This is a genomic window from Thioclava sp. JE_KL1, assembly GCF_009296265.1.
Lineage (GTDB): Bacteria > Pseudomonadota > Alphaproteobacteria > Rhodobacterales > Rhodobacteraceae > Thioclava.
In genome coordinates, this window is record NZ_WBJS01000006.1 from 90,999 (window position 1) to 114,957 (window position 23,959).

21 protein-coding genes and 2 tRNA genes are annotated in these 23,959 nt (G+C 65.8%); 15 read left to right on the top strand and 8 right to left on the bottom strand.

What is annotated here, in order from left to right; translation table 11 throughout:
* From F8R15_RS12670 to minE, 4 genes are all read left to right on the top strand, one after another.
* Window positions 1-810, top strand: coding sequence for a hypothetical protein (locus tag F8R15_RS12670; RefSeq protein WP_152844815.1), 810 nt, complete (start codon window positions 1-3; stop codon window positions 808-810).
* 230 nt (window positions 811-1,040) lie between these two features.
* Window positions 1,041-1,805 (top strand): septum site-determining protein MinC, encoded by a 765-nt coding sequence (gene minC, locus F8R15_RS12675; protein ID WP_078547897.1) that lies wholly within the window; start codon window positions 1,041-1,043, stop codon window positions 1,803-1,805.
* Entirely contained in the window at window positions 1,802-2,644 is an 843-nt protein-coding gene (minD, locus tag F8R15_RS12680) for a septum site-determining protein MinD (RefSeq protein ID WP_078520208.1), read from the top strand. The genes minC and minD overlap by 4 nt, the downstream gene beginning before the upstream one ends.
* Window positions 2,641-2,961 (top strand): cell division topological specificity factor MinE, encoded by a 321-nt coding sequence (minE, locus tag F8R15_RS12685; RefSeq protein WP_172976221.1) that lies wholly within the window; start codon window positions 2,641-2,643, stop codon window positions 2,959-2,961. The genes minD and minE overlap by 4 nt, the downstream gene beginning before the upstream one ends.
* A 6-nt stretch (window positions 2,962-2,967) precedes the next feature.
* On the opposite strand, the gene F8R15_RS12690 is transcribed toward minE, so the two are convergent.
* The 4 genes from F8R15_RS12690 to F8R15_RS12700 all read right to left on the bottom strand — a co-directional run bounded on the left by F8R15_RS12690 (window position 2,968) and on the right by F8R15_RS12700 (window position 6,249).
* Window positions 2,968-3,879 carry a DMT family transporter gene (locus tag F8R15_RS12690; protein ID WP_152844816.1) on the bottom strand — a complete coding sequence of 304 codons (912 nt, stop codon included), beginning with the start codon at window positions 3,877-3,879 and terminating at the stop codon, window positions 2,968-2,970.
* Between the two features lie 134 nt (window positions 3,880-4,013).
* Window positions 4,014-4,178, bottom strand: coding sequence for a hypothetical protein (locus F8R15_RS21470; RefSeq protein WP_168173966.1), 165 nt, complete (start codon window positions 4,176-4,178; stop codon window positions 4,014-4,016).
* Complete coding sequence (locus F8R15_RS12695) at window positions 4,175-5,305, bottom strand: YeeE/YedE family protein (RefSeq protein ID WP_253732570.1); 1,131 nt, start codon at window positions 5,303-5,305, stop codon at window positions 4,175-4,177. Before F8R15_RS12695 ends, F8R15_RS21470 begins: the two co-directional genes overlap by 4 nt.
* A gap of 2 nt (window positions 5,306-5,307) precedes the next feature.
* Entirely contained in the window at window positions 5,308-6,249 is a 942-nt protein-coding gene (locus F8R15_RS12700; RefSeq protein WP_152844818.1) for a sulfurtransferase, read from the bottom strand.
* Between the two features lie 304 nt (window positions 6,250-6,553).
* Here F8R15_RS12700 and F8R15_RS12705 point away from each other — a divergent pair, with 304 nt between their 5' ends.
* From F8R15_RS12705 to F8R15_RS12750, 10 genes are all read left to right on the top strand, one after another.
* Window positions 6,554-8,227, top strand: a complete 1,674-nt coding sequence (locus tag F8R15_RS12705; RefSeq protein WP_152844819.1) for an FGGY-family carbohydrate kinase — start codon at window positions 6,554-6,556, stop codon at window positions 8,225-8,227.
* A 134-nt stretch (window positions 8,228-8,361) separates the two neighbouring features.
* Entirely contained in the window at window positions 8,362-9,096 is a 735-nt protein-coding gene (locus F8R15_RS12710) for a DeoR/GlpR family DNA-binding transcription regulator (RefSeq protein ID WP_078601676.1), read from the top strand.
* Window positions 9,097-9,228: 132 nt separating this feature from the next.
* Entirely contained in the window at window positions 9,229-10,284 is a 1,056-nt protein-coding gene (locus F8R15_RS12715) for an autoinducer 2 ABC transporter substrate-binding protein (RefSeq protein ID WP_152844820.1), read from the top strand.
* A 76-nt stretch (window positions 10,285-10,360) separates the two neighbouring features.
* Window positions 10,361-11,875, top strand: a complete 1,515-nt coding sequence (locus F8R15_RS12720) for a sugar ABC transporter ATP-binding protein (RefSeq protein ID WP_152844821.1) — start codon at window positions 10,361-10,363, stop codon at window positions 11,873-11,875.
* A complete protein-coding gene (locus F8R15_RS12725) occupies window positions 11,872-12,849 on the top strand; it encodes an ABC transporter permease (RefSeq protein ID WP_078570154.1) in 978 nt (325 codons plus the stop codon). The genes F8R15_RS12720 and F8R15_RS12725 overlap by 4 nt, the downstream gene beginning before the upstream one ends.
* A gap of 16 nt (window positions 12,850-12,865) precedes the next feature.
* Complete coding sequence (locus F8R15_RS12730) at window positions 12,866-13,888, top strand: ABC transporter permease (RefSeq protein ID WP_078549734.1); 1,023 nt, start codon at window positions 12,866-12,868, stop codon at window positions 13,886-13,888.
* Between the two features lies 1 nt (window position 13,889).
* The gene (locus tag F8R15_RS12735; RefSeq protein WP_152844822.1) at window positions 13,890-14,984 is read left to right on the top strand and encodes a DUF4432 family protein; all 1,095 of its coding nucleotides are present in this window, start codon (window positions 13,890-13,892) and stop codon (window positions 14,982-14,984) included.
* Window positions 14,977-15,909, top strand: a complete 933-nt coding sequence (gene rbsK, locus F8R15_RS12740) for a ribokinase (protein ID WP_078570156.1) — start codon at window positions 14,977-14,979, stop codon at window positions 15,907-15,909. The genes F8R15_RS12735 and rbsK overlap by 8 nt, the downstream gene beginning before the upstream one ends.
* A 182-nt stretch (window positions 15,910-16,091) precedes the next feature.
* The gene (gene deoC / locus F8R15_RS12745; protein ID WP_093477036.1) at window positions 16,092-17,021 is read left to right on the top strand and encodes a deoxyribose-phosphate aldolase; all 930 of its coding nucleotides are present in this window, start codon (window positions 16,092-16,094) and stop codon (window positions 17,019-17,021) included.
* Between the two features lie 11 nt (window positions 17,022-17,032).
* Entirely contained in the window at window positions 17,033-19,393 is a 2,361-nt protein-coding gene (locus F8R15_RS12750) for an aldehyde dehydrogenase family protein (protein WP_216644124.1), read from the top strand.
* 149 nt (window positions 19,394-19,542) lie between these two features.
* Here the strand turns inward: F8R15_RS12750 and F8R15_RS12755 are convergent.
* The 4 genes from F8R15_RS12755 to F8R15_RS12770 all read right to left on the bottom strand — a co-directional run bounded on the left by F8R15_RS12755 (window position 19,543) and on the right by F8R15_RS12770 (window position 22,410).
* Window positions 19,543-19,617, bottom strand: a tRNA-Glu gene (locus F8R15_RS12755).
* A gap of 27 nt (window positions 19,618-19,644) precedes the next feature.
* A tRNA-Glu gene (locus tag F8R15_RS12760) sits at window positions 19,645-19,719 on the bottom strand.
* A 171-nt stretch (window positions 19,720-19,890) separates the two neighbouring features.
* Window positions 19,891-21,633, bottom strand: coding sequence for a single-stranded-DNA-specific exonuclease RecJ (recJ, locus tag F8R15_RS12765; RefSeq protein WP_152844823.1), 1,743 nt, complete (start codon window positions 21,631-21,633; stop codon window positions 19,891-19,893).
* 78 nt (window positions 21,634-21,711) lie between these two features.
* Window positions 21,712-22,410 (bottom strand): DUF599 domain-containing protein, encoded by a 699-nt coding sequence (locus F8R15_RS12770; protein WP_253732572.1) that lies wholly within the window; start codon window positions 22,408-22,410, stop codon window positions 21,712-21,714.
* Window positions 22,411-22,494: 84 nt separating this feature from the next.
* Between F8R15_RS12770 and F8R15_RS12775 the strand changes: the two genes are divergently transcribed.
* Window positions 22,495-23,928 carry an FAD-linked oxidase C-terminal domain-containing protein gene (locus F8R15_RS12775; RefSeq protein ID WP_078520196.1) on the top strand — a complete coding sequence of 478 codons (1,434 nt, stop codon included), beginning with the start codon at window positions 22,495-22,497 and terminating at the stop codon, window positions 23,926-23,928.
* Window positions 23,929-23,959 lie beyond the last annotated feature (31 nt).

Sequence of the window (23,959 nt, forward strand, 5' to 3'; positions counted from 1 at the left end):
ATGCGCCTGTCGCTTCCGCGCTTTGACCGGTTCGACGTGCGCCGATGGCTGCGCGTCGTCCTGCTGGTGCAGGTCGGCATCGCCGTGGTGATGATCGCGGGCGACTGGCTGGGGCGCTATCGCCCGCAGCCGCCCTTCGCCGTGCCGGAGATGACCGAGCCGGTCGCGCCGGGCGATCAGCGCCGCCGCTTCGATCCCGCACGCCCGACGCCACGCCGCGATGCGCCTGCGCTGCCGCCGGGGATCGAATTGCCGTCGAACTATCCCGACCGGCTGACCTTCGAGCGCGAAGAGGTCGAGGGTATTGGCTCGGTGCTGCTGCTGAACGGCGCCATCGCGCCGGGCGATGCGGATCGGCTGGAAACCTATCTCGCGGGGCTCACCGAAGGCGACGCGCCCGAGGAGGCCCCGGCGACGATCGCACTCAGCAGCCCCGGCGGGGAGGTGACCGAGGCGCTGGCGATTGGCCGCGTGCTGCGCGAGGCCGAGATGAACACCGTTATCCTGCCCGGCATGGCCTGCATGTCGGCCTGTCCATATGTCCTCGCAGCCGGTCAGGAGCGTCGTGTGTCGCCCGACGGATATGTCGGCATGCACCAGCACTATTACGACGAGAACCTCTACATGCCCGCCTATTTCGCGGTCGAGGAAATCCAGCGCGGGCAGGGGCGGACCATGGAATATTTGATCGACATGGGCGTCGATCCCGGCGTGATGATCTATTCGCTGACGACCCCGCCGGAAGACATCTACATCCTGCTGCCCGAGGAGCTTCTCGACAGCCAGCTCGCGACGGCGATGCTCGAGTGATCCGGCGCGGCGATACCGGCTGACGACGCTAGGTCAATCCGCGATCCCGGCCTGCCTCTGCGCCTGAACACGAAAACTTCGTCTACTTCCGGTTGACGGCAGGATTTAGCCGAGTAGAGAGGCCATCGCGATTTTGTGCTGGCGTTTGCAGTGCGTGATCCGACACAACAAAGAAAAACAACGTGGGTGCACGATGCACCCCGACTCCTGAGCAGAAGCGAGCTACCCTCGTGTCAGATACCCTATCTCCGACCGGGCAGAAGCCTGCGCCGGTCTCGGTTCAACCTTTCCAGTTCCGCGGTCTGTTCCTGACCGCCATCGCGCTACGGCTCGAGACAGACGCGCCTGATGACGTGTTCTATGCCGCGCTGGATGCGCAGCTCGCGAAGACGCCGCATCTGTTGGCCGGAGCGCCGATGGTGCTCGATTTCGCGCAGGTGCCGGAGTTCTCGAAACCGGCCGATGTGCGCGACATGATCGACAACCTTTTCGCGCGCGACCTGCAGATCTTCGGGGCGCAAAACGCCACCGAGGCGCAGCTAAACGCCGTAAAAGGCTACGGAATTATCCCGATCAAGGTCGGTCGCGAGACCGCGATGCCCGAGCCGAAGCCGCAAAAGCCGCAAAAGCCGCAGCCCGCGGCGAAGCGGGCGGCCCCGCCTGTTCCGCGCAACAAGGTCGTGCAGACGCCGGTGCGTTCGGGCCAGATGATCGTGGCCGAACATGGCGATCTCACGGTGGTCGGATCGGTCGCCTCGGGCGCGGAATTGGTCGCGGCGGGCAACATCCACGTCTACGGCACGCTGCGTGGACGGGCGATGGCCGGCGCACATGGCGATGAGAGCGCGCGTATCTTCTGCCGCCAGCTCGACGCCGAATTGCTCGCGATCGCGGGCCTTTACAAAACGAGCGAAACCATCCCCGCGGAGCTTCGTCGCAAGCCCGTGCAGGTTTTCCTCGACGATGACAAACTCTGTGTGGAGGCGTTCGAATGACGCAACTCAAGGACGATTCGCCGCTCGGCAAGGTGATCGTGATCACCTCGGGCAAGGGGGGCGTGGGCAAGACCACGTCCGCCGCCGCAATCTCTGCCGGTCTCGCCAAGCGCGGCCATAAGACCGTCGTGATCGATTTCGACGTGGGCCTGCGCAACCTCGACATGATCATGGGCTGCGAGCGCCGCGTGGTGTTCGACTTCATCAACGTCATTCAGGGCGATGCGCGGCTCAAGCAGGCGCTGATCAAGGACAAGCGGGTCGAGACGCTCTCGATCCTTCCGACTTCGCAGACCCGCGATAAGGATGCACTGACGCAAGAGGGCGTCGAGAAGGTGCTCGACGAGCTGCGTCAGGAATTCGACTACATCATCTGCGACAGCCCCGCCGGGATCGAGCGCGGCGCACAGCTGGCGATGTTCTTCGCCGATGAGGCGGTCGTCGTGACCAACCCCGAAGTGTCCTCGGTGCGCGACAGCGACCGGGTGCTCGGTCTTCTGTCCTCGAAGACCCGTCGGGCCGAAAGCGATGGCGAGCCGGTCAAGGCGCAGGTGCTGCTGACCCGTCACGACCAGTCGCGCATCGACAAGGGCGAGATGATGACGGTCGAGGACGTGCTGGAGCTTCTGGCGGTCCCGCTGATCGGTATCGTGCCCGAAAGCACCGCCGTTCTGCGCGCGTCGAACACCGGTATGCCGGTCGTGCTCGACGAGCCGTCCAGCGCTTCGGCTGCCTATGACGACGCGGTCTCGCGGCTGCTGGGCGAGGACATTCCGATGCGTATTCCGGGCGAGAAGCGTCCCGGCTTCATCGGTCGTCTCTTCGGGCGGTCCGCATGAGCCTGTTCGGTTTCTCGCTCAAACCCCGCCGCGCGAAATCGGCGCAAACGGCCAAGGACCGTTTGCAGATCCTGCTCGCGCATGAACGCGGAAGCGGGTCGGCGCAGGCCGACTACCTTCCCGATCTGCAACGCGACATCCTCGCGGTGATCCGCAAATACATGCAGATCGAAGAGGATGGCGTCGATATCCGGATGGAGCGCAACGACGATATCTCGAGCCTCGAGATCAATATCGAGATGCCGTCCGACGCGGAGAAAACCGCCAAATCCGCGAAGCCCGCGAAACCGGCCGCCAAGTCGGCTGCCCGGAAGTAAGCGTTTCTAGAGATGCTCCGGCGCGGCGGATTGGCTGCGCCGGAGAACGCTCTGCCGATGGCCGGCGTGCCAGAGATAGAGCGCCAAGCTCCCGATCACGATTGCCCCGCCGATCAGCATCGCGCGGCTCGGAGCCTCACCCGTTCCCCACCAGACCCAGATCGGCCCGAGGATCGTCTCGAGCAGCATCAGCAGGCTGACATTCGAGGCCGAGGTGTAGCGCGAGGCAAACGACAGCGACATGAACGAGATCGGCAGCACCACGCCGCCCGCCATCGCGATTGCCCAGATCTGACCGCCCGTCACGGCTGCGCCTCCCGTCCAGAGCAGTGCTGAAAGTCCGGCCAGCCCGGCCCCGGAGCCGACGGCGAGCAGGATCGGCAAATGCGGATTGCGCCGGATCGTGACGAAGGTCGTCGACAGGCTCAACGCGACCCCGAGCCCCGCAAGCGCGCCGTAGATCGGATTGCCGCCCACGCTCGCCGGGGCAGGGCCGAAGACGGCCAGCCCGATCCCGCTGAGAACAGCGGCGATGGCGAGCCATGTCGACCAATGGGTGCTCTCACGCAGGAGCAGCCGGGACAGCAGCGCTGCGAAGACCGGCACGGTCGAGACGCTGAACAGCACGATCGACACCGGGGCGGCGGCGATCCCCACGGCAAACAGCGTCATGTTCGAGAAGTGACAGGCGACCAGCACGAGACCCGCGCCGCTGGCGAGCGCCTGCAGGTCCCGCTTCAGGTGGCGTCTGCGCAGGGTGATGGAGGTCAGCCACATCGCGCCGCCCATCAGCAAGCCGCGCCACATCACCATCTGCGCGCCGCTCATCTCCGACCAGCGCATCAGCAGCGTGTCGGGCGAGATTGCCAGCGCGCCGAACAGCGCGAGGAATATCCCGAACATCGGATGTCTGGTCATGATGGGGCTCCCTGCGCGCGGACCGCGCGTCTGGCGATCTCTAGCGGTCCGCGCGCGAGGTTCCAAGGCCGGGCAAGAGAACACCGGCCCGAGGGAAGCGGGCCGGTGTCCCAGATCGCAAGGATTTTGGGAGATCAGTTCGGCAAGGCTCCGCAGAACCCGCCGCTTGCGACCTGACCGGATCCGAAGGCAAAGGCCGGAGGGGCTTGGTAAGGATTGAGCGGCGCCCCGATCAGATCGGCGCCGATCAGAAGAAGCAGCCCCGCGAGGGCGGTGAAGGCAGTCGCTTTCCGGGTCATGCGCGTGCCTCCAGTCCAAGGCGGGGCCGTAGCCAGATGCCCAGATAGGCGCCCGCGAAGGCGGCGGCGAACCAGACCCAGCCATGCAGGCTGCCCGTCGAGATGCCCGAGAAGAAGGCGCCGACGTTGCAGCCGAAGGCCAGTCGCGAGGAATAGCCCAGCAGGAAGCCTGCGATGATTGTCGCGGCCCAGGCGCGGGCCGGATAGCTCGGCAATTTCTGCGACAGGCCGCCCTGACGCCATGCGGCGACGCCGAACGCGCCCGCGATCAGGCCGATATCGGTGAGCGAGGTGTAGTCGGTCAGCAGGCTCTCCTTCACGCGGGTGATCGAGCCGGGGGCCGCGTAGAAGGCCGATTGCGTCAGGTCGAAGCCCATTCCGTTCACGCCCTTGGCGACCCAGAGGCCCAGCCCGTAGACCACGCCCCAAGGCTGCCCCGCGACCAGTAGGTTCGCGATGGCGAGGGCTGCGAGGACGAGGGCCGCAATGACGTAGCGCCGCGGCAGGCTCCGCGATCCGCGCTTGCCGAGGAAGAAAACGGTGGCTGCGACCAGTGCCAGCAGGACCAGCGTCACGGCAAGTCCGCTCGTGCCGCGCAGGGTCAGGATCGGCAGCGCGCCGAGATTGGTCCACCAGATCAGCCCATAGGCGCCGAAGAAGCTGCCGATTGCGAAGAACGGGAGCGCGAGCAGCCCGATCGGGTTGCCCGAGCCTGCGTTCACAAGCGTGCCCGAGCCGCAGCCCATCACCACCTGCATCGCCGCGCCGAAGACGAACGCGCCGCCGACCATGGCAAAGCCGATCGGGGCCTGCGCGCCGGTGAGCTCGCCCGGATGGCTCGAGATCGCCGGGATCGCGACGATGGACACCAGTGCGATGGCCAGAAGCTGCGCGAGAATGCCCGCAGGCTCACGCCGCACGATCATCGCGCGCCACGGGCCCGCAAAGCCGAAGCGCAGCCCTTCCAGCGCGATGCCGAAGCCCAGCCCGATCGCCAGCATGAAGCCGTAGCGCGCGCCGCCGAACAGCGCGAGAGCTGCGACTGCTGCAAGGGCCGCGAGGATCAAAGCACTGCGCCGGGCGATTCCGCCCGACGCTGCCTGCCGTTCAAGAATGGCAGTATTCATCATCAGCCTCCGGTGAGCTGGTTCAGCAGGTTGCGCAACAGGCCGGGCGTGTTCGCCATCTCACCGTCGGTCTGGGAGTATTCCACCATCGACCCGGGATAGAGCTTCACGTTCTCGATGCCTGCGAGTTCGGACATGGCGAACCAGTCGGTCGCGGCCCAGTGCCCGGTATTGCAGAAGGACACGACCTCTTCGCCGTCCTTGATGCCCAGCTGCTCTTTCAGAGCGGCCGCATCGGTTTTCGCGTCGATGACCGTCGCGCCCGAGCGGAAGAACTTGGTGTAGGGCAGGTTCTCCGCGCCGGGCAGGGTGCCGGGACGCGAAGCGGCGGAGTGCGCTTTCTTGCCCTCGAAGAAGGCGGGCGGACGCGCATCGACGAGCACAGCCTTGCCCTTGCCGTTGACGACATCGCTCACGGCGGGCGTCTCCGCCGTCCAGCGGTCATTCCACGTCAGATCGAGATCGGTGGGCATCAGGTTCTCGGTCACGTCCGACATCGGCAGGCCCGCATTGGCCCAGGCGGTCGTGCCACCGTTCAGGATCGACAGATCGGTGAAGCCAGTGCTTTTCAGCGTCCAGTAGACGCGCGCGGCAGCGCCGAAGTCAGTATCGGTATCGCCCTGCGCGATGATCACGATGGGGCGGTCGGGCTCGAGCCCGATCTGCTCGAAGGACGCCTGCAGTTTCGCGATCGGCGGAACTTGGCCGGGATTGTTGTCCGGGCCACGGAACAGCGAATAGGGCGCATAGACGGCCCCATCGATATGGCCTTTTTCGTAGCTGCCGGTGCGAATGTCGAGCAGCACCGGATCGACGGTGTCGATCTCGGCGTTCAGCTCGCTCGGGGTGACGAGCGGGCCGAGATCGCTGGCCATCGCGGCACTGGCGGCGAAAAGAGCAGCGCCGGTTGCGACGGCTGCGGAAATACGTGCGAGACGGGTCATGGGTAACCTCGCTGGTTAGGGATTTTGTCCCAAATTGTTCAGGATTTTCGTGATGGCAAGCTTATGCGGGTCGCTGTTCCTATTGCGCGGAAGGAAAATGTTCCGGTATCGGCGTGGTTCGCGAGATTTGCGTCCCGTTCCGGAGGGCAGGTTGGACGCGCGGTCTGTTGCGGTGCTGAAGGGCACAACCGCGTTTTTATTCGCAGCGGAACGGCTTTCGGCCCCGGTAGCCGGGTTTCAGCGGCGGACTGGCCCCCATGCCGAGAATCGTCTGCCGCGCCCCCGGGTTGGCAGTTCGCGCCCGATGTCGTTAAGGATTGGGCAAGATGCGCGTCTGGGGAGGATCAACGTGAGCAAGTTATTCGTCGGTGTCGATGTCGGAACCGGTTCGGCGCGCGCCGGGATTTTCGATCGGGAGGGCACGCTTCTCGGCGTCGGCAAGCACCCGTTGGAGATGTGGCAGGACGATCATGGCCATGTCGAGCAGTCGAGCGCCCAGATCTGGCAGGCGGTCTGCGATGCGGTGAAAGGGGCGTTGGCGGCCTCGGGGGCAGACCCGCGCGATGTCGCGGGGATCGGGTTCGACGCGACCTGTTCGCTCGCCGTGATCGGTCCGGAGGGCGGTTTGCCCGTGGGCGATCCTGATGCACCCGAGCGCGACGTCATCGTCTGGATGGATCACCGCGCCCGCGATCAGGCGGCGCGGATCAATGCGGGCGATCACGACGTGCTGCGCTATGTGGGCGGCCGGATATCGCCGGAGATGCAGACGCCGAAACTGATGTGGCTGCGCGAGGAGCGCCCCGAGATCTACGCGCAGGCCGTGCAGTTCTTCGACCTTGCCGATTTCCTGACATGGAAGGCGAGCGGCGCGCTGGAGCGCTCCGCCTGCACGGTCACCTGCAAATGGACCTATCTCGCCCATGAGGGCCGCTGGGATCCGGACTATTTCCACGCGATCGGCCTTGGCGATCTGGCCGAGGACGGTTTCGCGCGGATCGGCGCGCGCATCGTCGATCCGGGCACGCCGCTCGGGGCAGGGCTGACCGGGGACGCCGCCGCGCAGATGGGCCTGACGCCCGGAACGCCGGTCGCCGCCGGTCTGATCGACGCCCATGCCGGTGGGATCGGCACCGTCGCGGCGCAGGGCGGGTCGGGCGATCCGGCGCAATGTCTGGGCTATGTGTTCGGCACTTCGTCCTGCACCATGACCTCGACGCGCGAGCCTGCCTTCGTGCCGGGCGTTTGGGGGCCGTATTTCTCGGCGATGCTCCCGGGGATGTGGCTCAATGAGGGTGGGCAGTCGGGCGCCGGGGCGGCGATCGCGCAGCTCGTGCAACTGCATCCGGCCGCTGTCGAGGCGCGTGACCGGGCAGAGGCCGCGGGCAAATCCGTGCCGGAATTCCTCGCCGATCTCGCGCTCGAGGCGGCGGGTTCGCCCTCGGAGGTGGCAACACTTGCCGAGGCGCTGCACGTGGTGCCGGAATTCCTCGGCAACCGCGCGCCCTTTGCCGATCCGGACGCGCGCGCGGTGATCGTGGGGCAGGGGATGGAGACCGGGCTGGACACGCTCGTGGCGCTCTACGTTGCGGGGGTGTGCGGGCTGGCCTACGGGCTGCGCCAGATCATCGAGGTGCAGGCCGAACATGGCGCGCCGATCTCGGAGATTTCGATCTCGGGCGGGGCAGGGGCGCATCCCGTCACCCGCCAGATCATCGCGGATGCAACGGGGCGCGACGCCGTGGTCACGCGCTGCGAGGAACCGGTGCTGCTGGGGGCTGCGATGCTTGGCGCGGTCGCGGCGGAGGGGTTTGACGATCTGCAAGGCGCGATGGGCGCGATGTCGCAGGTCGCGTCCCGGTTTGCGCCCGCAGGCGGCGCGGTGGAGCGTTTGCACGCGGCGCGGTTCGAGGCGTTCCTGACGCTTCAATCGACAGCGCGATCCGTGCGCGAGAGCATGGCCAAGGCGGCCGAGTGACGGGGTTCGCTGACAAGGTGTGACGCTGCGGCGCAGTGCGGTTTGGAACGCAGTGCTTGCTTTCGCAGGTCCGGTTTCGGACACTCTGCGGATTATAGAATGCGTTTCGAAACCCAAATCTTGAAAGCCAAATCGTGACCAGACCCAGCCGCCAACAAGAGCGGATCGACCAGATAACTGCCTTGCTCGATGTCTCGCCCGCCCTGCGTTTGCGCGACCTGTCCGAGCAGATGGGCGTGACCGAGATGACCCTGCGGCGCGATGCGGCGCAGCCCGAAGCGGGGTTTGCCTGCCGGGGCGGCTATATCGTCACCACACGTACGACCGAGCATTACGACTTCGACGCGCAGATGAACCGCGCGATCGACGCCAAGCGCGCGGCGGCGGGTCATGCGCTGGATCTGGTGCCTGAGGGCGCTGTCGTGTTCCTAGATACCGGCACCACGCTGCCCCATCTCGCGCGGCTTCTGGCGCAGGGCAAAGCGCGGCGAATCATCACCCATTGTCTGACCACGGCGGAGATCTTGCAGGGGCGCAGCAGCGTCCCGGTCGAGTTTCTGGGCGGTGAAATCAAGTCGAGTACGCGCTCCTGTCATGCCGGAAATCCGCACGACCGATTGGCGCCTTTGAACATTGATGTGGCGTTCCTGTCCGCGGGCGGGCTCGATTCCGACGGGGCGCTCAGCTGTTCGCACGACTATGAAGTCCCCTTGAAACGTGCGGCGATAGAGCTTTCAAAACAGTGTTTTGTTGTCATGGATGCCAGCAAGATTGGCCAGCGCAAGCCCGTCGTTTTCGCGTCTCTCGACGAGGTTTCCGGCGTCGTCACCGAGGCCGGACTTCTCGCTGCAGCGCAGCTTAAGATGTAGTTGACACTTCCCTTCATCCCCTAGATGGTCCCGAGTTATGTTGCGATCGTAACATTACTTGGAGGGCCGGTTTCGGCATGCGCCTTAACCGGGAAACGCGGACGAGGAGGTCCGCTTGAAGGGAGAATTATCATGAAGCTCGGATTCATTCCGGCCGCTGCATTCGCGGTCGCCATGGCCACTCCGGCACTGGCGCAGCAGGTTGTCGACACGAGCAATGTCGACAAGGAAATGCTCAGCTCCGACAAGACCTATCACATCGCGACCGTTGTGAAGGTGGACGGCATCGCGTGGTTCGACCGGATGCGTGACGGCGTGAAGCAGTTCGGCGACGATACCGGCAGCGACACCTGGATGGTCGGCCCCTCGCAGGCGGATGCGGCAGCGCAGGTGCAGCTGATCGAGAACCTGATCGCGCAGGGCGTGGACGCCATCGCCGTCGTGCCGTTCTCGGTGGAAGCGGTCGAGCCGGTGCTCAAGAAGGCCCGCGATCGCGGCATCGTCGTGGTCAGCCACGAAGCCTCGAACATCAAGAATGTCGATTACGACATCGAAGCCTTCGACAACAAAGCATATGGCGCGGAGCTGATGGATCACCTCGCCAAGCAGATGGGCGAGAAGGGCAAATACGTCGCCACCGTCGGCTCGCTGACCTCGAAGTCGCAAAACGAGTGGATCGACGGCGCAATCGAGCGTCAGAAGGAAGCCTATCCGGACATGTCGCTCGCGACCGATCGTCTCGAGACCTATGACGACGCCAACACCGACTACAACAAGCTGAAAGAGGCGCTGACCGCGCATCCCGACATCTCCGGTGTCGTGGGTGGTCCGATGCCGACCTCGGCGGGCGCTGGTCGTCTGATCGCGGAAGGCGGTCTGCAGGGCAAGCTGCACTTCGCGGGCACCGGTCTTCCGTCGGTCGCGGGGCAGTACATCTCGCAGGGCGATATCAGCTACATCCAGTTCTGGGACCCGGCGGTTGCAGGCTACGCGATGAACATGATCGCACTGGCCGAGCTGAAAGCGCGTGATGCGGGCAAGGACCATGCCGACATCAAGGCGGGCACCAACCTCGGTCTCGAAGGCTATACCGATCTCAAGGAAGCCGATAGCGCGGACGCGAAAGTGCTCTACGGGGCCGGCTGGGTCGGCGTGACCAAGGACAACATGGATCAATACGACTTCTGATCCCTGACGGTTCTCAAGCTCGGGTGGCGCGCGCGGTCGCGCCACCCGTTGCCGACCTGCCTGCGAGGAGACCCCCATGGCCACCGCTCCCCTGATCGAGCTGCGCAACATCTCAAAGCGCTTCGGCGGCGTGCGCGCGCTCGATGACGTGTCGCTGACGCTCGACGCTGCCCGCATCCACTGCCTCGCCGGCGAAAACGGCTCGGGCAAATCCACTCTCATCAAGATCGTCTCGGGCGTCTATCAGCCCGACGAGGGCGAGATCCTGATCGACGGCAAACCGGTCGGCAAGCTCGACCCCGCGACCTCGATCGCCCATGGCGTGCAGGTCATCTACCAGGATTTCTCGCTGTTCCCGACGCTGACCGTGGTCGAGAACCTCGCGCTCAATACTTTCCTGCGCGAAGGCAAGACCCGGATCGACTGGACCCGGGCGCGCAAGATGGCGCGTGACGTGCTGGCGCGGCTCGATGTGACGCTCGATCTCGATGCGACCGTTGAGACGCTGCCCGCCGCAGGCCGCCAGATCGTGGCGATTGCGCGTGCGATGCTCGCCGACGCCCGGCTGATCATCATGGACGAACCCACGACGACGCTCACGGGGCGCGAAGTCGAGCGCCTCTTCCGCATCGTGCGGGATTTGCAGGCCGACGGCATCGCCACGCTGTTCGTCAGCCACAAGATGCGCGAGATGCTGGAAATCTCCGAGCGTCTCACCGTCTTCCGCAATGGCAAGAAGGTCACCGAGGGCCCGATCTCGGACTATGACGAACGCTCGATCACCCGGGCGATGACCGGGCGCGACCTGCATCAGGGGCATTTCCAAGCCCCCGATGTCAGCGGGCGTGAACCGCGGCTGGAGCTGCGCAACGTGACCGTCGGCGACAAGGCGCAGGACATCAACCTGACGCTGATGCCGGGCGAGATCGTCGGCATGTCCGGCCTGATCGGCGCAGGCCGCAAGGCCATCGCGCAGGCGATCTTCGGTCTGCGCAGCGATATGTCCGGCGAGATGCTGGTCGACGGCAAACCCGTGATGCCGAAGAACGTCCCCGAAGCGATCGCGGCGGGCATCGCCTATGTGCCCGAGGATCGCCTGTCGGAGGGGCTCTTCCTGACCCGCTCGATCCGCGACAACGCCATCGTCTCCTCGCTGAGCCGCTTCGCGCCGCATCTGTGGCTCGATGCCGAGAAGGCGGGGGAGGAGACCCACAAGATGTTCGGCGAGATGGCGATTTCCGCGCCGGGGATCGACGTGCCGGTGGGCACGCTGTCGGGCGGGAACGCGCAGCGCGTGATGATCGGGCGCTGGCTGATGACCGATGCGCGGGTGCTGATCCTGAACGGCCCGACCGTGGGCGTCGATGTCGGCTCGAAAGAGCAGATCCACGGCATCATTCAGGACCTGACCCGCAACAACGATCTGGCGGTTCTGATGATCTCGGACGACTTGCCGGAGCTGGCCGCGAACTGCAACCGCGTGCTGTGCATGACCGAGGGCCGCATCACCGGAGAACTCGCGGGCGACGCGCTGACCGAAGAGGCGCTCGACGCGGCGCTGTCCAATGAAAAACAAGGAGAGCCCGCATGAGATTCCTGCGCAGCTCCGACGCGATCATTCTGGCGATCCTTGCGGTCGCGATGATCTTCATCGGGTTGGTGAACCCGGCCTTCTGGCAAATGTCCAACCTGTTCAGCCTGCTCAAGGAAAACGTCGTCATCGGCATCATGGCCTTGGGCGTGCTGCTGGTGATGATCTCGGGCGGGATCGACGTGTCTTTCACCGCCTTCGCGGTCGCGGGGATGTATCTCGTGGTCCGCTCGATGGTGGCGCTCGACTATAACGGGCTGGTGCTGCCCTTCGCCTCGGCGATCATAATCGGCGGGCTTCTGGGCCTGATGAATGCGGGCATCATCCACAAGTTCAAGATGATCCCTCTGATCGTGACACTCGGCACCGCGTCCGTGGTGCGCGGGCTGGTCCTTGGCCTCGTCGGCACCTCGAACGTGAACATCAACAAGATGCCCGAGGCATTGGTGAATTTCGGCAAGACCGATCTCTTCGTGCTCGAGCGTGCGAACGGCTCGACCTACGGGCTGACCGCGATGATCGTGATCTATCTGGGCCTCGCCGTCGCGCTGCATCTGGTGCTGAAGCACACGATGATCGGGCGGTCGGTCTATGCCTATGGCGCGGACCCGGAAGCGGCGAAACGCGTGGGCTTCTCGACCGGCAAGACGATGATCTTCGTCTATGTCACGGCAGGTGCTCTGGCGGGCTTTGCGGGGCTGTTGCACAGCTCGATGATCTGGCTCGCCAATCCGCGCGACTTCGTGGGGCTGGAGCTCGACGTGATCGCGGCTGTCGTGCTGGGCGGCGCGTCGATCTTCGGCGGGCGCGGCACGGTGCTGGGCACCGTGCTGGGCGTGTTCATCCTCGTGATGATCCAGAATTCGCTGATCCTGATGGGGATCGATACGACATGGCAGCGGGTCGTCGTGGGCGCGATGCTGGTTGCGGCTGTGACCGTGACGGCGCTGCGCGACCGCCGGGCTTTGGTGTGAGGCAGGGGAGATGATGATGAGCGAGACCAAGACCAACGCCACCTCCCGGCCCGGCCTGCGCGGCTGGCTCAAGGGCGAGGCGGCACAGACCAATGTCATGCTGGCCGTATCCTGTGTGCTGGTGCTGATCGCGATGACGGCGCTGCGGCCTTCGATGTTCCTGTCGTCTTACAACTTCGAGTCGATGGCCTTCTTCATGCCGGAGCTCGGTATCCTGTCGATCGCGATGATGATCGCGATGCTGACCGGGGGGATCGACCTCTCGATCGTGGGCGTCGCGAACCTTGCGGGCATCACTGCGGGCACGCTGTTCGGCGCGATGGCGGGCGATGGCGGCTCGGGAGCATTGGGCCTCGGCCCGGTGACGCTGGGCGTGAGCGCGGCCCTGATCGTGGGGCTGCTGGCGGGGCTGCTGAACGGCTTCCTGATTTCGGTGCTGAAGATTACGCCGATCCTTGCGACGCTGGGTACCGGCCAGGTCTTCATCGGGATGTGCCTCGTGCTGACGGGAGGGCCTGCGATCGTCGGCTTCCCGCCGGGGTGGAACGCGATCGGCAACGGCAAACTGGTGGGCATCCCGGTGCCGCTGGTGATCTTCGTGCTGGTCTGCATCGCACTGTCGCTGCTGCTCGCGCGGACCTCCTTCGGGCTGCGGCTCAAGCTGATCGGGACCAACCCGAAAGCGGCGGTCTATGCGGGGGTGAAGCGCGGCCAGATGATCCTCTATTCCTACATGCTGACGGGGATGCTGGCCGCGATGGCGGGTATCCTGCTGTCGGCGCGGACCAACGCGGCGAAGTCGGATTACGGCGCGTCTTACCTGCTGCAGGCGGTGCTGATCGCGGTGCTGGGGGGGACCAACCCGGCAGGCGGTCGCGGCAATGTGCTGGGCGTGGCCCTTGCACTGATCTCGCTGACGCTGTTGTCCTCGGGCTTCCAGATGATGCGGGTCTCGAACCACCTGATCGATTTCGTCTGGGGCGCCTTCCTGATCGGGGTCATCGCCCTCAATTCCTGGCGCCGCCGGAAAGGAGCGTAAGATGAGCGTGATCATTCCTCTCCCGCGTGAGCGGTTCGGGCTGGCCCCGAGCGTGCTCGCCAAGACCGACAGGTTCACCGTCACCGGCTGGCGCACCGCGCTTGGCATCGAGATGATCGGCGTGGACACCCCGCGCGGCCGGGTCGAGATGCTGCCTTACATGGGCCAGATGCTCTGGGATGCGGTGTTCGACGGCGTGCGCCTGACGATGGATAGCGCTTTTGCCGAGCCGCGCCCCGCGCAGGTGATCGTCGAAACCTATGGCTGCCTCGCCTATCACAGCGGCTTGCTCCGCAATGGCTGCCCCGGTCCGCAGGATGACCATCCGCTGCATGGTGAGATGGCCTGCGCCACGATGGATGCGGCCCATCTGGAGATCGGCGAAGACGGGCAGGGCGCGTTCCTGCGCCTTGGCGGTCACGTCGATTATATCCGCGGCTTCGGCCCGCATTACCGCGCGATGCCCTCGCTCACGGTGCGGGAGAACACGCTGATCGAGATGGCGATGACGGTCGAGAACCGCTCCGCTTTGCCGATGGACCTGATGTATATGTGCCATGTGAACTTCGCCTTCGTCGAAGACGGGCGCATCCATCAGGCGGCCCCCTTCACGCCCGACCGCACCCGCGTCCGCCGCGACGTGCCCGCCCATGTCCAGCCGACGAGAGCCTATACCGATTTCATCGAACGGCTGGCCGAAGCGCCCGAAGACAGCGCCATGCTGGACGCGCCCGAGAAATGGAACCCCGAGCAGGTTCTCTATATCGAGCGCCCCGCAGCCGATGCGTCGGGCGAGAGCCACGCGCTTCTGGAGCGGCCCGCGGGCGACGGTTTCTCGATGAGCTGGCGGCCCGATCAATTCGACCACCTCGCGCGCTGGATCCTGAACGGCGAGGATGCCTCGGTCGCGGCCTTCGCGCTGCCGTCCACCTGCGAGCCCGAGGGCTACACGGCGGAGAAGGCGAAGGGGAATGTCCGCAGCCTCGCAGCCGGAGAGACCGCGCATTTCGCGACGCGCTTCGGCTATACTGACAAGGCCGAGACCACCGCGCTCGGCGCGAAAATTTCCGAACTGACGGAGAAAGAGAATGCCTGAGAAGATTGCCGTCGTCGGCTCGAACATGATGGATCTGGTGACATATATCGACCGGATGCCGGGACGCGGCGAAACCTTGGAGGCCCCCGATTTCGCGATGGGGTTCGGGGGCAAAGGCGCGAACCAGGCGGTGGCCGCCGCGCGTCTGGGCTCGGATGTGGCGATGGTCACCTGCGTGGGCGATGACGGGTTCGGCCCGCAGGTCCGCGCCAATCTGGAGAAAAACGGGATCGACACGACCCATGTGCGCACCGTCGAAGGCTCCGCCTCGGGCGTGGCGCCGATCTTCGTCGAACGCGATGGCGAAAACGCGATCCTGATCGTGAAAGGCGCGAATGCGGCGCTGGCCCCTTCGGATGTCGATGCGGCGGCCGAGACGTTGCGCGCAGCCTCCGCGATCCTGATGCAGCTCGAGGTCGATCTGGAGACTGTCTATCACACCGTGGCCTTCGGGGCGCGCGAAGGCGTGACGACGATCCTCAACCCCGCGCCTGCGCATCCCGATCTGGATATCGCGCGGCTCGACGGGCTCGACTGGTTCTGCCCGAACGAGAGCGAGCTGGCGATGCTTTCGGGTCTGCCCACCGGCACCGATGACGAGGTGATCGCGGCTGCGCGCAGCCTGATCGAACGCGGCATCCACAATGTCGTCGTGACGCTCGGGGGGCGCGGCGCGCGCCGGATCACCGCGGACACCGTCGAAGAGATCGCCCCGGTCTCCGTCAGTCCGGTGGATACCACCGGCGCGGGCGACGCTTTCATCGGCAGTTTCGCGCATTTCCTCGGCCAAGGGATGGAGCCCACCGCGGCCCTGACCCGCGCCGCGCGCTATGCCGCATTGTCGATCACCCGTCGCGGCACGCAAACAAGCTACGCGACGCCCGCCGAATTCGACGACTTTCTTTCCGAGCATGGGCTCGGCTGACTTATGCTGATCTTGTCCCGATCGCGCACGCCCGGGAATTATTCCGGACGTGGCGGCGAGGCTGTGACGAGTCCCGATTTAGGAGACACGCAATGAAGACCGAAATGAAGACCGAGACGCGCGCGGAAGGGGCCTTGGTGCCCACTGCTGCGGTCGCAGGGGAGCATGCGCGCAACCCCGGCATGGCGCTCGATGTGGGCATGTTCGAAGGCCACCGCGTCAACCGCGCCGCCGCCGAGCGCCGCTGCGCGACGCTGACGACCCGGCGCAGCGTGAAGAAGGCGCATCAGGCAGCGTGGCTGGTCAACGCGGTGCGCTGCGTCGATCTGACGACGCTTGCGGGCGACGATACCGAGGGCCGGGTGAAACGGCTCTGCGCGAAGGCGCGCAAGCCCTTGGCCTCGCATATCGAGGCGGGGCTGGGCCTGAGCGCGGGCGAGCTGACGGTGGGCGCGGTCTGCGTCTACCCGACGATGGTGCCCCATGCGGTCAAGGCGTTGGAAGGGTCGAATATCCCCGTGGCCTCGGTCGCGACGGGCTTCCCGGCGGGTCTGATGCCGCTGCATCTGCGGCTCGAGGAAATCCGCTGGGCGGTGGCGCAGGGCGCGGCCGAGATCGATATCGTGATCAACCGCGAACTGGCGCTGACCCGGAACTGGCAGGGCCTGCATGACGAGATCGCGGCGATGCGCGAAGCCTGCGGCGACGCCCATATGAAGGCGATCCTGGCCACTGGCGAGCTGGAGACGCTGAACAACGTCTATTCGGCCTCGATGGTGGCGATGCAGGCGGGGGCCGATTTCATCAAGACCTCGACCGGCAAGGAAAGCGTCAACGCGACGCTGCCCGTCAGCCTGACCATGCTGCGTGCGCTGCGCGATTACGGGATGGCGACCGGCCACCGCATCGGCTTCAAGCCCGCAGGCGGGATGAAGCAGGCGAAAGAGGCGCTGGCCTGGCAGATCCTGATGAAAGAAGAGCTGGGCCGCGACTGGCTCAACCCCGACCTGTTCCGCTTCGGCGCAAGCTCGATGCTGGGCGATATCGAGCGCCAGCTGGAGCATTACGTCACCGGCCGTTACGCCGATAGCAGCCGTCACGCGCTGGCCTGAGGAGAGACAAAATGAGCATTCAGAACATCCTCGAAACCATGGAGTATGGCGTGGCCCCCGAAGACGACAGCCAGGCGCGCAAGTGGCTCGCCAAGCATGAGGGCGGCTTCGGCCATTTCATCGACGGCGCGATGACCAAGCCGGGCGATCTGTTCGAGGTCCGCGACCCGGCGAGCGACACCGTGCTGGCGCGCGTTACGCAAGGCACGGCGTCGGACGTGGATGCCGCTGTTTCCGCCGCGCGCAACGCGCAAAGCGGTTGGGCGAAGCTGTCGGGCCATCAACGCGCGAAGCACCTCTACGCTTTGGCGCGCCACATCCAGCAGCATTCGCGCCTTCTGGCGGTGCTGGAGTCTCTCGACAGCGGCAAGCCGATCCGCGAGAGCCGCGACATCGACATCCCGCTGGTCGCGCGCCACTTCTACCACCATGCGGGCTGGGCCGAGATCTTGGAGGACGAGCTGCCGGGTCACACCGCGCAGGGCGTTTGCGGCCAGATCATCCCGTGGAACTTCCCGCTTCTGATGCTGTCGTGGAAGGTCGCGCCGGCACTGGCCGCAGGTAACACGGTGGTGCTGAAGCCCGCCGAATATACGCCGCTGACCGCGCTGGCCTTTGCCGAGATCGCACAGGAATGCGGCATCCCGAAAGGCGTGATCAACATCGTCACCGGCGACGGCGAAACCGGAGCCGCGATCGTCGGCCATGAGGGGATCGACAAGCTGGCCTTCACCGGCTCGACCGATGTGGGCCGCATCCTGCGCGAACGCACCGCCGGCTCGGGCAAGGCGCTGACGCTGGAACTGGGCGGCAAATCCCCCTTCGTCGTCTTCGAGGATGCCGATCTGGACGCCGCCGTCGAAGGCGTGGTGGATGCGATCTGGTTCAATCAGGGGCAGGTCTGCTGCGCAGGCTCGCGCATCCTCGTGGCCGAGGCGGTGGCCGAGCGGTTCGAGACGCTGCTGCGCGCCCGGATGAAGACCCTGCGCACCGGCGATCCGATGGACAAGAGCACCGATATCGGCGCGATCGTGCATCCCTCGCAGCTCGCGCGTATTCGCGAACTGGTAGAGAAGGGCGCAAGCGAGGGCGCGACACTGACCCAAGGCTCCGCCCCGCAGGGCTGCTACTTCCCGCCGACGCTGGTGACGGATGTCGAACCCGCAAGCGTTCTCGCGACCGAGGAAATCTTCGGCCCCGTGGTCACGCTCACCACTTTCCGCACGCCGTCCGATGCGGTCGCGCTGGCCAACAACACGCGCTACGGGCTGGCGGCCAGCATCTGGTCGGAGAACGTGAACCTGTGCCTCGACATCGCGGGGCAGGTGAAGGCCGGGATCGTCTGGATCAACTCTACGAACATCTTCGACGCGGGCGCGGGCTTCGGCGGCTATCGCGAGAGCGGCTTCGGCCGCGAGGGCGGGCGCGAAGGCATGCGTGCCTATCTGCGCAACCCCGCGGCGGCGACCGGCAAAGGTAAGGGAACGACCCCCGCCGAGCTGGAGACCGGCCCCGCAGACACGATCAAGGGCGGCGAGATCGACCGCACCGCGAAGCTCTATGTCGGCGGCAAGCAGGCGCGGCCCGATAGCGGCTACAGCTATCAGGTGAAGGGCGGCAAAGCGGTCGTGGGGCTCGCAGGGCTCGGCAACCGCAAGGACATCCGCAACGCGGTCGAGGCCGCGCATAAGGCCAAGGGCTGGGGCAAGGCCACGGGCCATAACCGGGCGCAGGTGCTCTATTACATCGGCGAGAACCTCTCGGCGCGCGGCGCGGAATTCGCGGCCCGTCTGGAAAGCTTCGGCGCCTCGCGCAAAGCCGCCGAGGCCGAGGTCGAGACGGCGGTCGCGCGCTGCTTCTGGTATGCCGCCCAAGCCGACAAGTTCGACGGCGCGGTCCATGCGACGAAGTCGGAATTCGTGACGCTCGCAATGAACGAGCCGATCGGGGTGATGGGGCTGGTGGCCCCCACTGCGCAGCCGCTTCTGGGGGCGATCTCGCTGGTGCTGCCCGCGATTGCGATGGGCAACCGCGTGGTGCTGGTCCCGAGCCAGGCGCATCCGCTGGCCGCGACCGACCTCTATCAGGTGCTCGACACGTCCGACGTGCCGGGTGGCGTGGTCAACATCGTCACCGGCCCGCGCGACGAGCTGGCGAAGACGCTGGCCGCCCATGATGGGATCGATGCGATGTGGTATTTCGGCAATGCCGAGGGCTGCCGGATGGTCGAGGCGCAGAGCGCCGGAAACCTCAAGCAGACCTGGGTCGAAGCCGATGACGCACGCGACTGGGGAGCCCGTGCGGGGCAGGGGCGCCTGTTCCTCGACCGCGCGACGCAGGTGAAGAACATCTGGGTGCCCTACGGCGCGTGAGGCCTCGGAATGGGAAACGAGAAAGCGGCCCCGAAACGGGCCGCTTTTTTCATGCGGGATCGGCGCGCGCAGAACCGTACGAGGCGGCAAACGCAAACAGACGCGACCAGACGGTGCGTGATGAAATCGCTTTGAAATCAGGGGAGTAGTGGCAGTCCGTAGGGGAATCGAACCCCTCTTTCCAGGTTGAAAACCTGGCGTCCTAACCGATAGACGAACGGACCGCACAACGCTCAGTCAGGGCTCGGAAGTGGCAGTCCGTAGGGGAATCGAACCCCTCTTTCCAGGTTGAAAACCTGGCGTCCTAACCGATAGACGAACGGACCACTCTGAACCTTCCGGGCATACCTGCCTAAGGTGGAGCGGTGTTTAGGCCAGAGAACCGTGACTCGCAAGAGGGTAATTGCGGATTTTCGGAAAGTTTTTGCCCCTCCGTTACGGCAGGCTGGAAGCCTTGGAATTACAGTCCTTTTCTGCGTACGACGGCGGGGTGGCGGTTACGCTTCTGCGGCGTCTTCAAGGCGCAGCTGCACCTTGTTGCGCCCACCCCATGTGTTGATCTCCAGCCGCCCGGCGAGGTGGAAGCGCTGCGCGCCCGGCTGGCTCAGCGCGGGGCCGAGCGGGCCGTCGAATGCGCCGAAGCAGATTGCCTCGATCCGACCGCCCATACCGTCGCCGAAATTGAAACGAAGGTGGCTTTCCCCGATCCGGCGCGTGCCCACGACTTCCATATCGGCGAAGGCGAAACGCGGGGCGGGGGCGCCCTGACCAAAGGGGCCTGCACGGTCCAGATCTTCGATCAGCTGCGGCGTCGCCGCGCCCGGCATCAGCATCCCGTCGAGGCGCAGGTCGCGCGGTCCGATTTCGCCCGCGCCCTGTTTGGCCAGAAGCTCCGACAGGCGCGCCATCGCGGGCTCCAGCTTGTCTTCCTCGACAGTGAGGCCCGCGGCCATCTTGTGCCCGCCGCCCTTCAGCAGCAGTCCCTCAGCGGCGACGCGCTGGATCGCGGCCCCGATATCGACACCCGCGACCGAGCGCGCGGACCCCTTGCCGATCCCGTCATCCACGCCAATCACGACCGAGGGGCGGTTCGTCGCCTCTTTCAGCCGCGCGGCCACGATGCCCACGACGCCGGGATGCCAGCCCGCACCCGCGGCCCAGACCAGCGGCGCGTTCAGCCCGCGCTCCTCGGCCTGGCTCAGCGCGGCCTCGCGTACGGCGTTCTCGACCTCTCGGCGCTCGGTGTTGAGCTGGTCGAGCCGGTCCGCGATGGATTGCGCCTCATGCGGGTCTGTTGTCGACAGCAGGCGCGCGCCCAGATCGGCCGCGCCGATCCGTCCGCCCGCATTGATCCGCGGGCCAAGCACGAATCCCAGATGATAGGCGGCGGGCGCGCGGTCGAGCCGCGCCACATCCGACAGCGCCACGAGGCCGGGCCGCTCGCGCCGCGCCATGATTTTCAGACCCTGACGTACCAGCGCCCGGTTGCAGCCCGTGAGCGGGGCCACATCGGCCACCGTCGCCAGTGCCACCAGATCGAGCAGCGTCATCAGCGGCGGCCCCTGCACGCCTTCGTCGCGCAGCTGCCGGTTCGCCTCGACCAGCATCAGAAAGACGACCGAGGCGGCGCAGAGGTGGCCCAGCTCGCCGGTCTCGTCCTGCCGGTTCGGGTTCACCACGGCCAGCGCCGGCGGCAGGGTCTCGCCGCCCAGGTGGTGGTCGAGAATGACGACATCGGCGGGTTTTGCGGCGGCCACGGGCTCGTGGCTCAGCGTGCCGCAATCGACGCAGACGATCAGCGGATGCTCGGCGCCTAGGCTTTCCATCGCGGGCACGTTCGGCCCGTAGCCCTCGTCGATCCGGTCGGGAATATAAAGCGTCGCCTCGCGCCCCATCGCGCGCAGCCAATTGATCAGCAGCGCCGCCGAGGACCCGCCATCCACGTCGTAATCGGCAAAGACCGCGATCTTCTCGCCGGACTTCACTGCCTTGAGAAAGCGCGCGGCTGCCTGCTCCATGTCGCGTAAGCTGCGCGGGTCGGGGAGCAGCTCGCGGATAGTGGGTTCGAGGAAGCCCTCGCTCTCCTCCGGCGTCACGCCACGCGCGACGAGGATTCGGGCCAGCGGCAGGGGCAGGCGCGTCTGCTGCGCCATCGCCTCGGCCAGCCGGTCGGCCTCGGGTGTGGGGCCGATCCAGCGGCGGCCTGTCAGGGATTGCTCGACGGAAAGGAAACTGCTCATGCCTTCGGGTGTAGCCAAATCATGCGAGCCCTGCCAGCCACTATGAAGCGGAGCTCGCTCGGGCCGTCATTCGGGCCCTCACTCAGGGATGTCTTGCAGCAACGCTTGGCGCGAGTCCGAGGCGAATTCGCGCCGCCACAGCATCCCCGTCGTGAACAGCGTCGCCGCAATGAGCGCATAGGGCCCCAGCAGCCACGCCAGCGTCGCCAGCGCGAAATAGACCGAGCGCAGCCCGCGATTGAAGCTTTTCGCGGCGTTGATGTTCACCTGCGCCGCCTGCTCGGCGCGCGGATAGGCCAGCGGGTCGTCGGGCTCGTTGGGCACCGCCGCCATCGCGATCGCGGCATAGGAAAACAGCCGGTGCGACCAGACGAATTTCAAAAACGCGTTCGCGCCGAACAGGACGGCGGTCAGGATGCGCGCCTCCCACAGCAGATCGGGGCCGCGCGCGATGTCGAAATCATCGGCGAGATTCGCAAGCGGCTGCGGATTCGCGATCAGCGCCAGCCCGGCGCCGATGGCGATCAGCGAGGAGGAGGCGAAGAAGGTCGTCGATTGCCGCAGCCCGTCCACCATCGCCGAATCGAAGATCCGCGGCTGGCGCGTCACAAGCTGGCGCATCCATTCGCGACGGTAATTCTCCATCAGTTTGCCCATCGAGGGGCGGGCGGCACTCGGATGCTCGGTCGTCCAGCCGATCACCATCCAGCAGGCGACCAGAAGGGCAAGCGCCGCGAGGTCGAGCGGCCCCAGTGGGCCGATATGAAACGTCGTCATCATATCGACAGTTAGCGCGATGCGGCTTCTCTTGTCACCGGGGCTTATTGGTTATATTTTCTGACCAACCGGGAGGAGTTTGCCATGGAAATGCCCAAGCCGAAGGAGGATCTGCTGGCGCGCAAGCCGCAGATCATTGCCCGCCTGCGCGAGGTTCTGCCTGCGGATGCGGTGATCGACGACCCCAGCGAGACGCGTGCTTATGAGTGCGATGCGCTTTCGGCCTATCGCTGTCAGCCTTTGGGCGTGGTGCTGCCGCGCTCGACGGCGGAGGTCGCGGCGGCGCTGAAGGCCTGCCACGAGCTGGGCGTGCCGGTAGTGCCGCGCGGCGCGGGCACCTCGCTTGCGGGCGGGTCGATGCCGCAGGCGGATTCGGTGGTGCTGGGCCTCGCGCGGATGAATGCCGTTCTGGAGACCGATTACACCAACCGTTTCATTCGGGTCGAGGCGGGGCGCACGAACCTCTCGGTGACCGGCGCGGTGGAAAGCGACGGCTGGTTTTATGCGCCCGATCCGTCCTCGCAACTGGCCTGCGCGATCTCGGGCAATATCGCGATGAATTCCGGTGGCGCGCATTGCCTGAAATACGGGGTGACCACGAATAACCTCCTTGGCGTGACGCTGGTCACGATGGAGGGCGAGGTGGTCGAGATCGGCGGGCCGTATCTTGACGCTGGCGGGCTCGATCTTCTGGGGCTGATCTGCGGCTCGGAGGGGCAGTTGGGCGTCGTGACCGAGGCTACGCTGAAGATCCTGCCCAAGCCCGAAGGCGCGCGCCCCGTGCTGATCGGGTTCAACTCCAACGAAGTCGCGGGGGCCTGCGTAGCCGATATCATCAAGGCGGGCATCCTGCCGGTCGCGATCGAGTTCATGGACCGGCCCTGCATCGTCGCGACCGAGGCCTTCTGTCATGCGGGTTATCCCGATTGCGAGGCGCTGCTGATCGTTGAATGCGAGGGCAGCCCGGCCGAGATCGACGAGCAGATCGGCATGATCCGCCAGATCGCGACCCGTCACGAGCCGGTCGAGTTCCGCGAGGCGCAATCGGCCGATGAGGCCGCGCGGATCTGGCTGGGCCGGAAATCCGCTTTCGGCGCGATGGGGCAGATCAACGATTACATGTGCCTCGACGGGACGATCCCGGTCTCGGAACTGCCCTTCGTGCTGCGCCGGATCGGCGAGCTGTCGAAGGATTACGGGCTGGACGTCGCGAATGTCTTCCATGCGGGCGACGGCAATATGCACCCGCTGATCCTGTATAATGCCAACGAGCCGGGTCAGCAGGAGCAATGCGAAAAGCTGGGCGCGGAGATCCTGAAGCTTTGCGTCGAGGCGGGCGGCTGCCTGACCGGTGAGCATGGCGTGGGCATCGAGAAGCGCGATCTGATGGATGTGCAGTTCGAGCCCGCCGATCTGGAGGCGCAGATGCGGGTGAAGGACGTGTTCGATCCGAAATGGCTTTTGAACCCGGCGAAGGTGTTTCCGCTGGGCGCGAGCGCGAGCCGCCGTGCGAGCTGACGGCGCGAGCTGAGGGCCGGGAGGGGCGCTG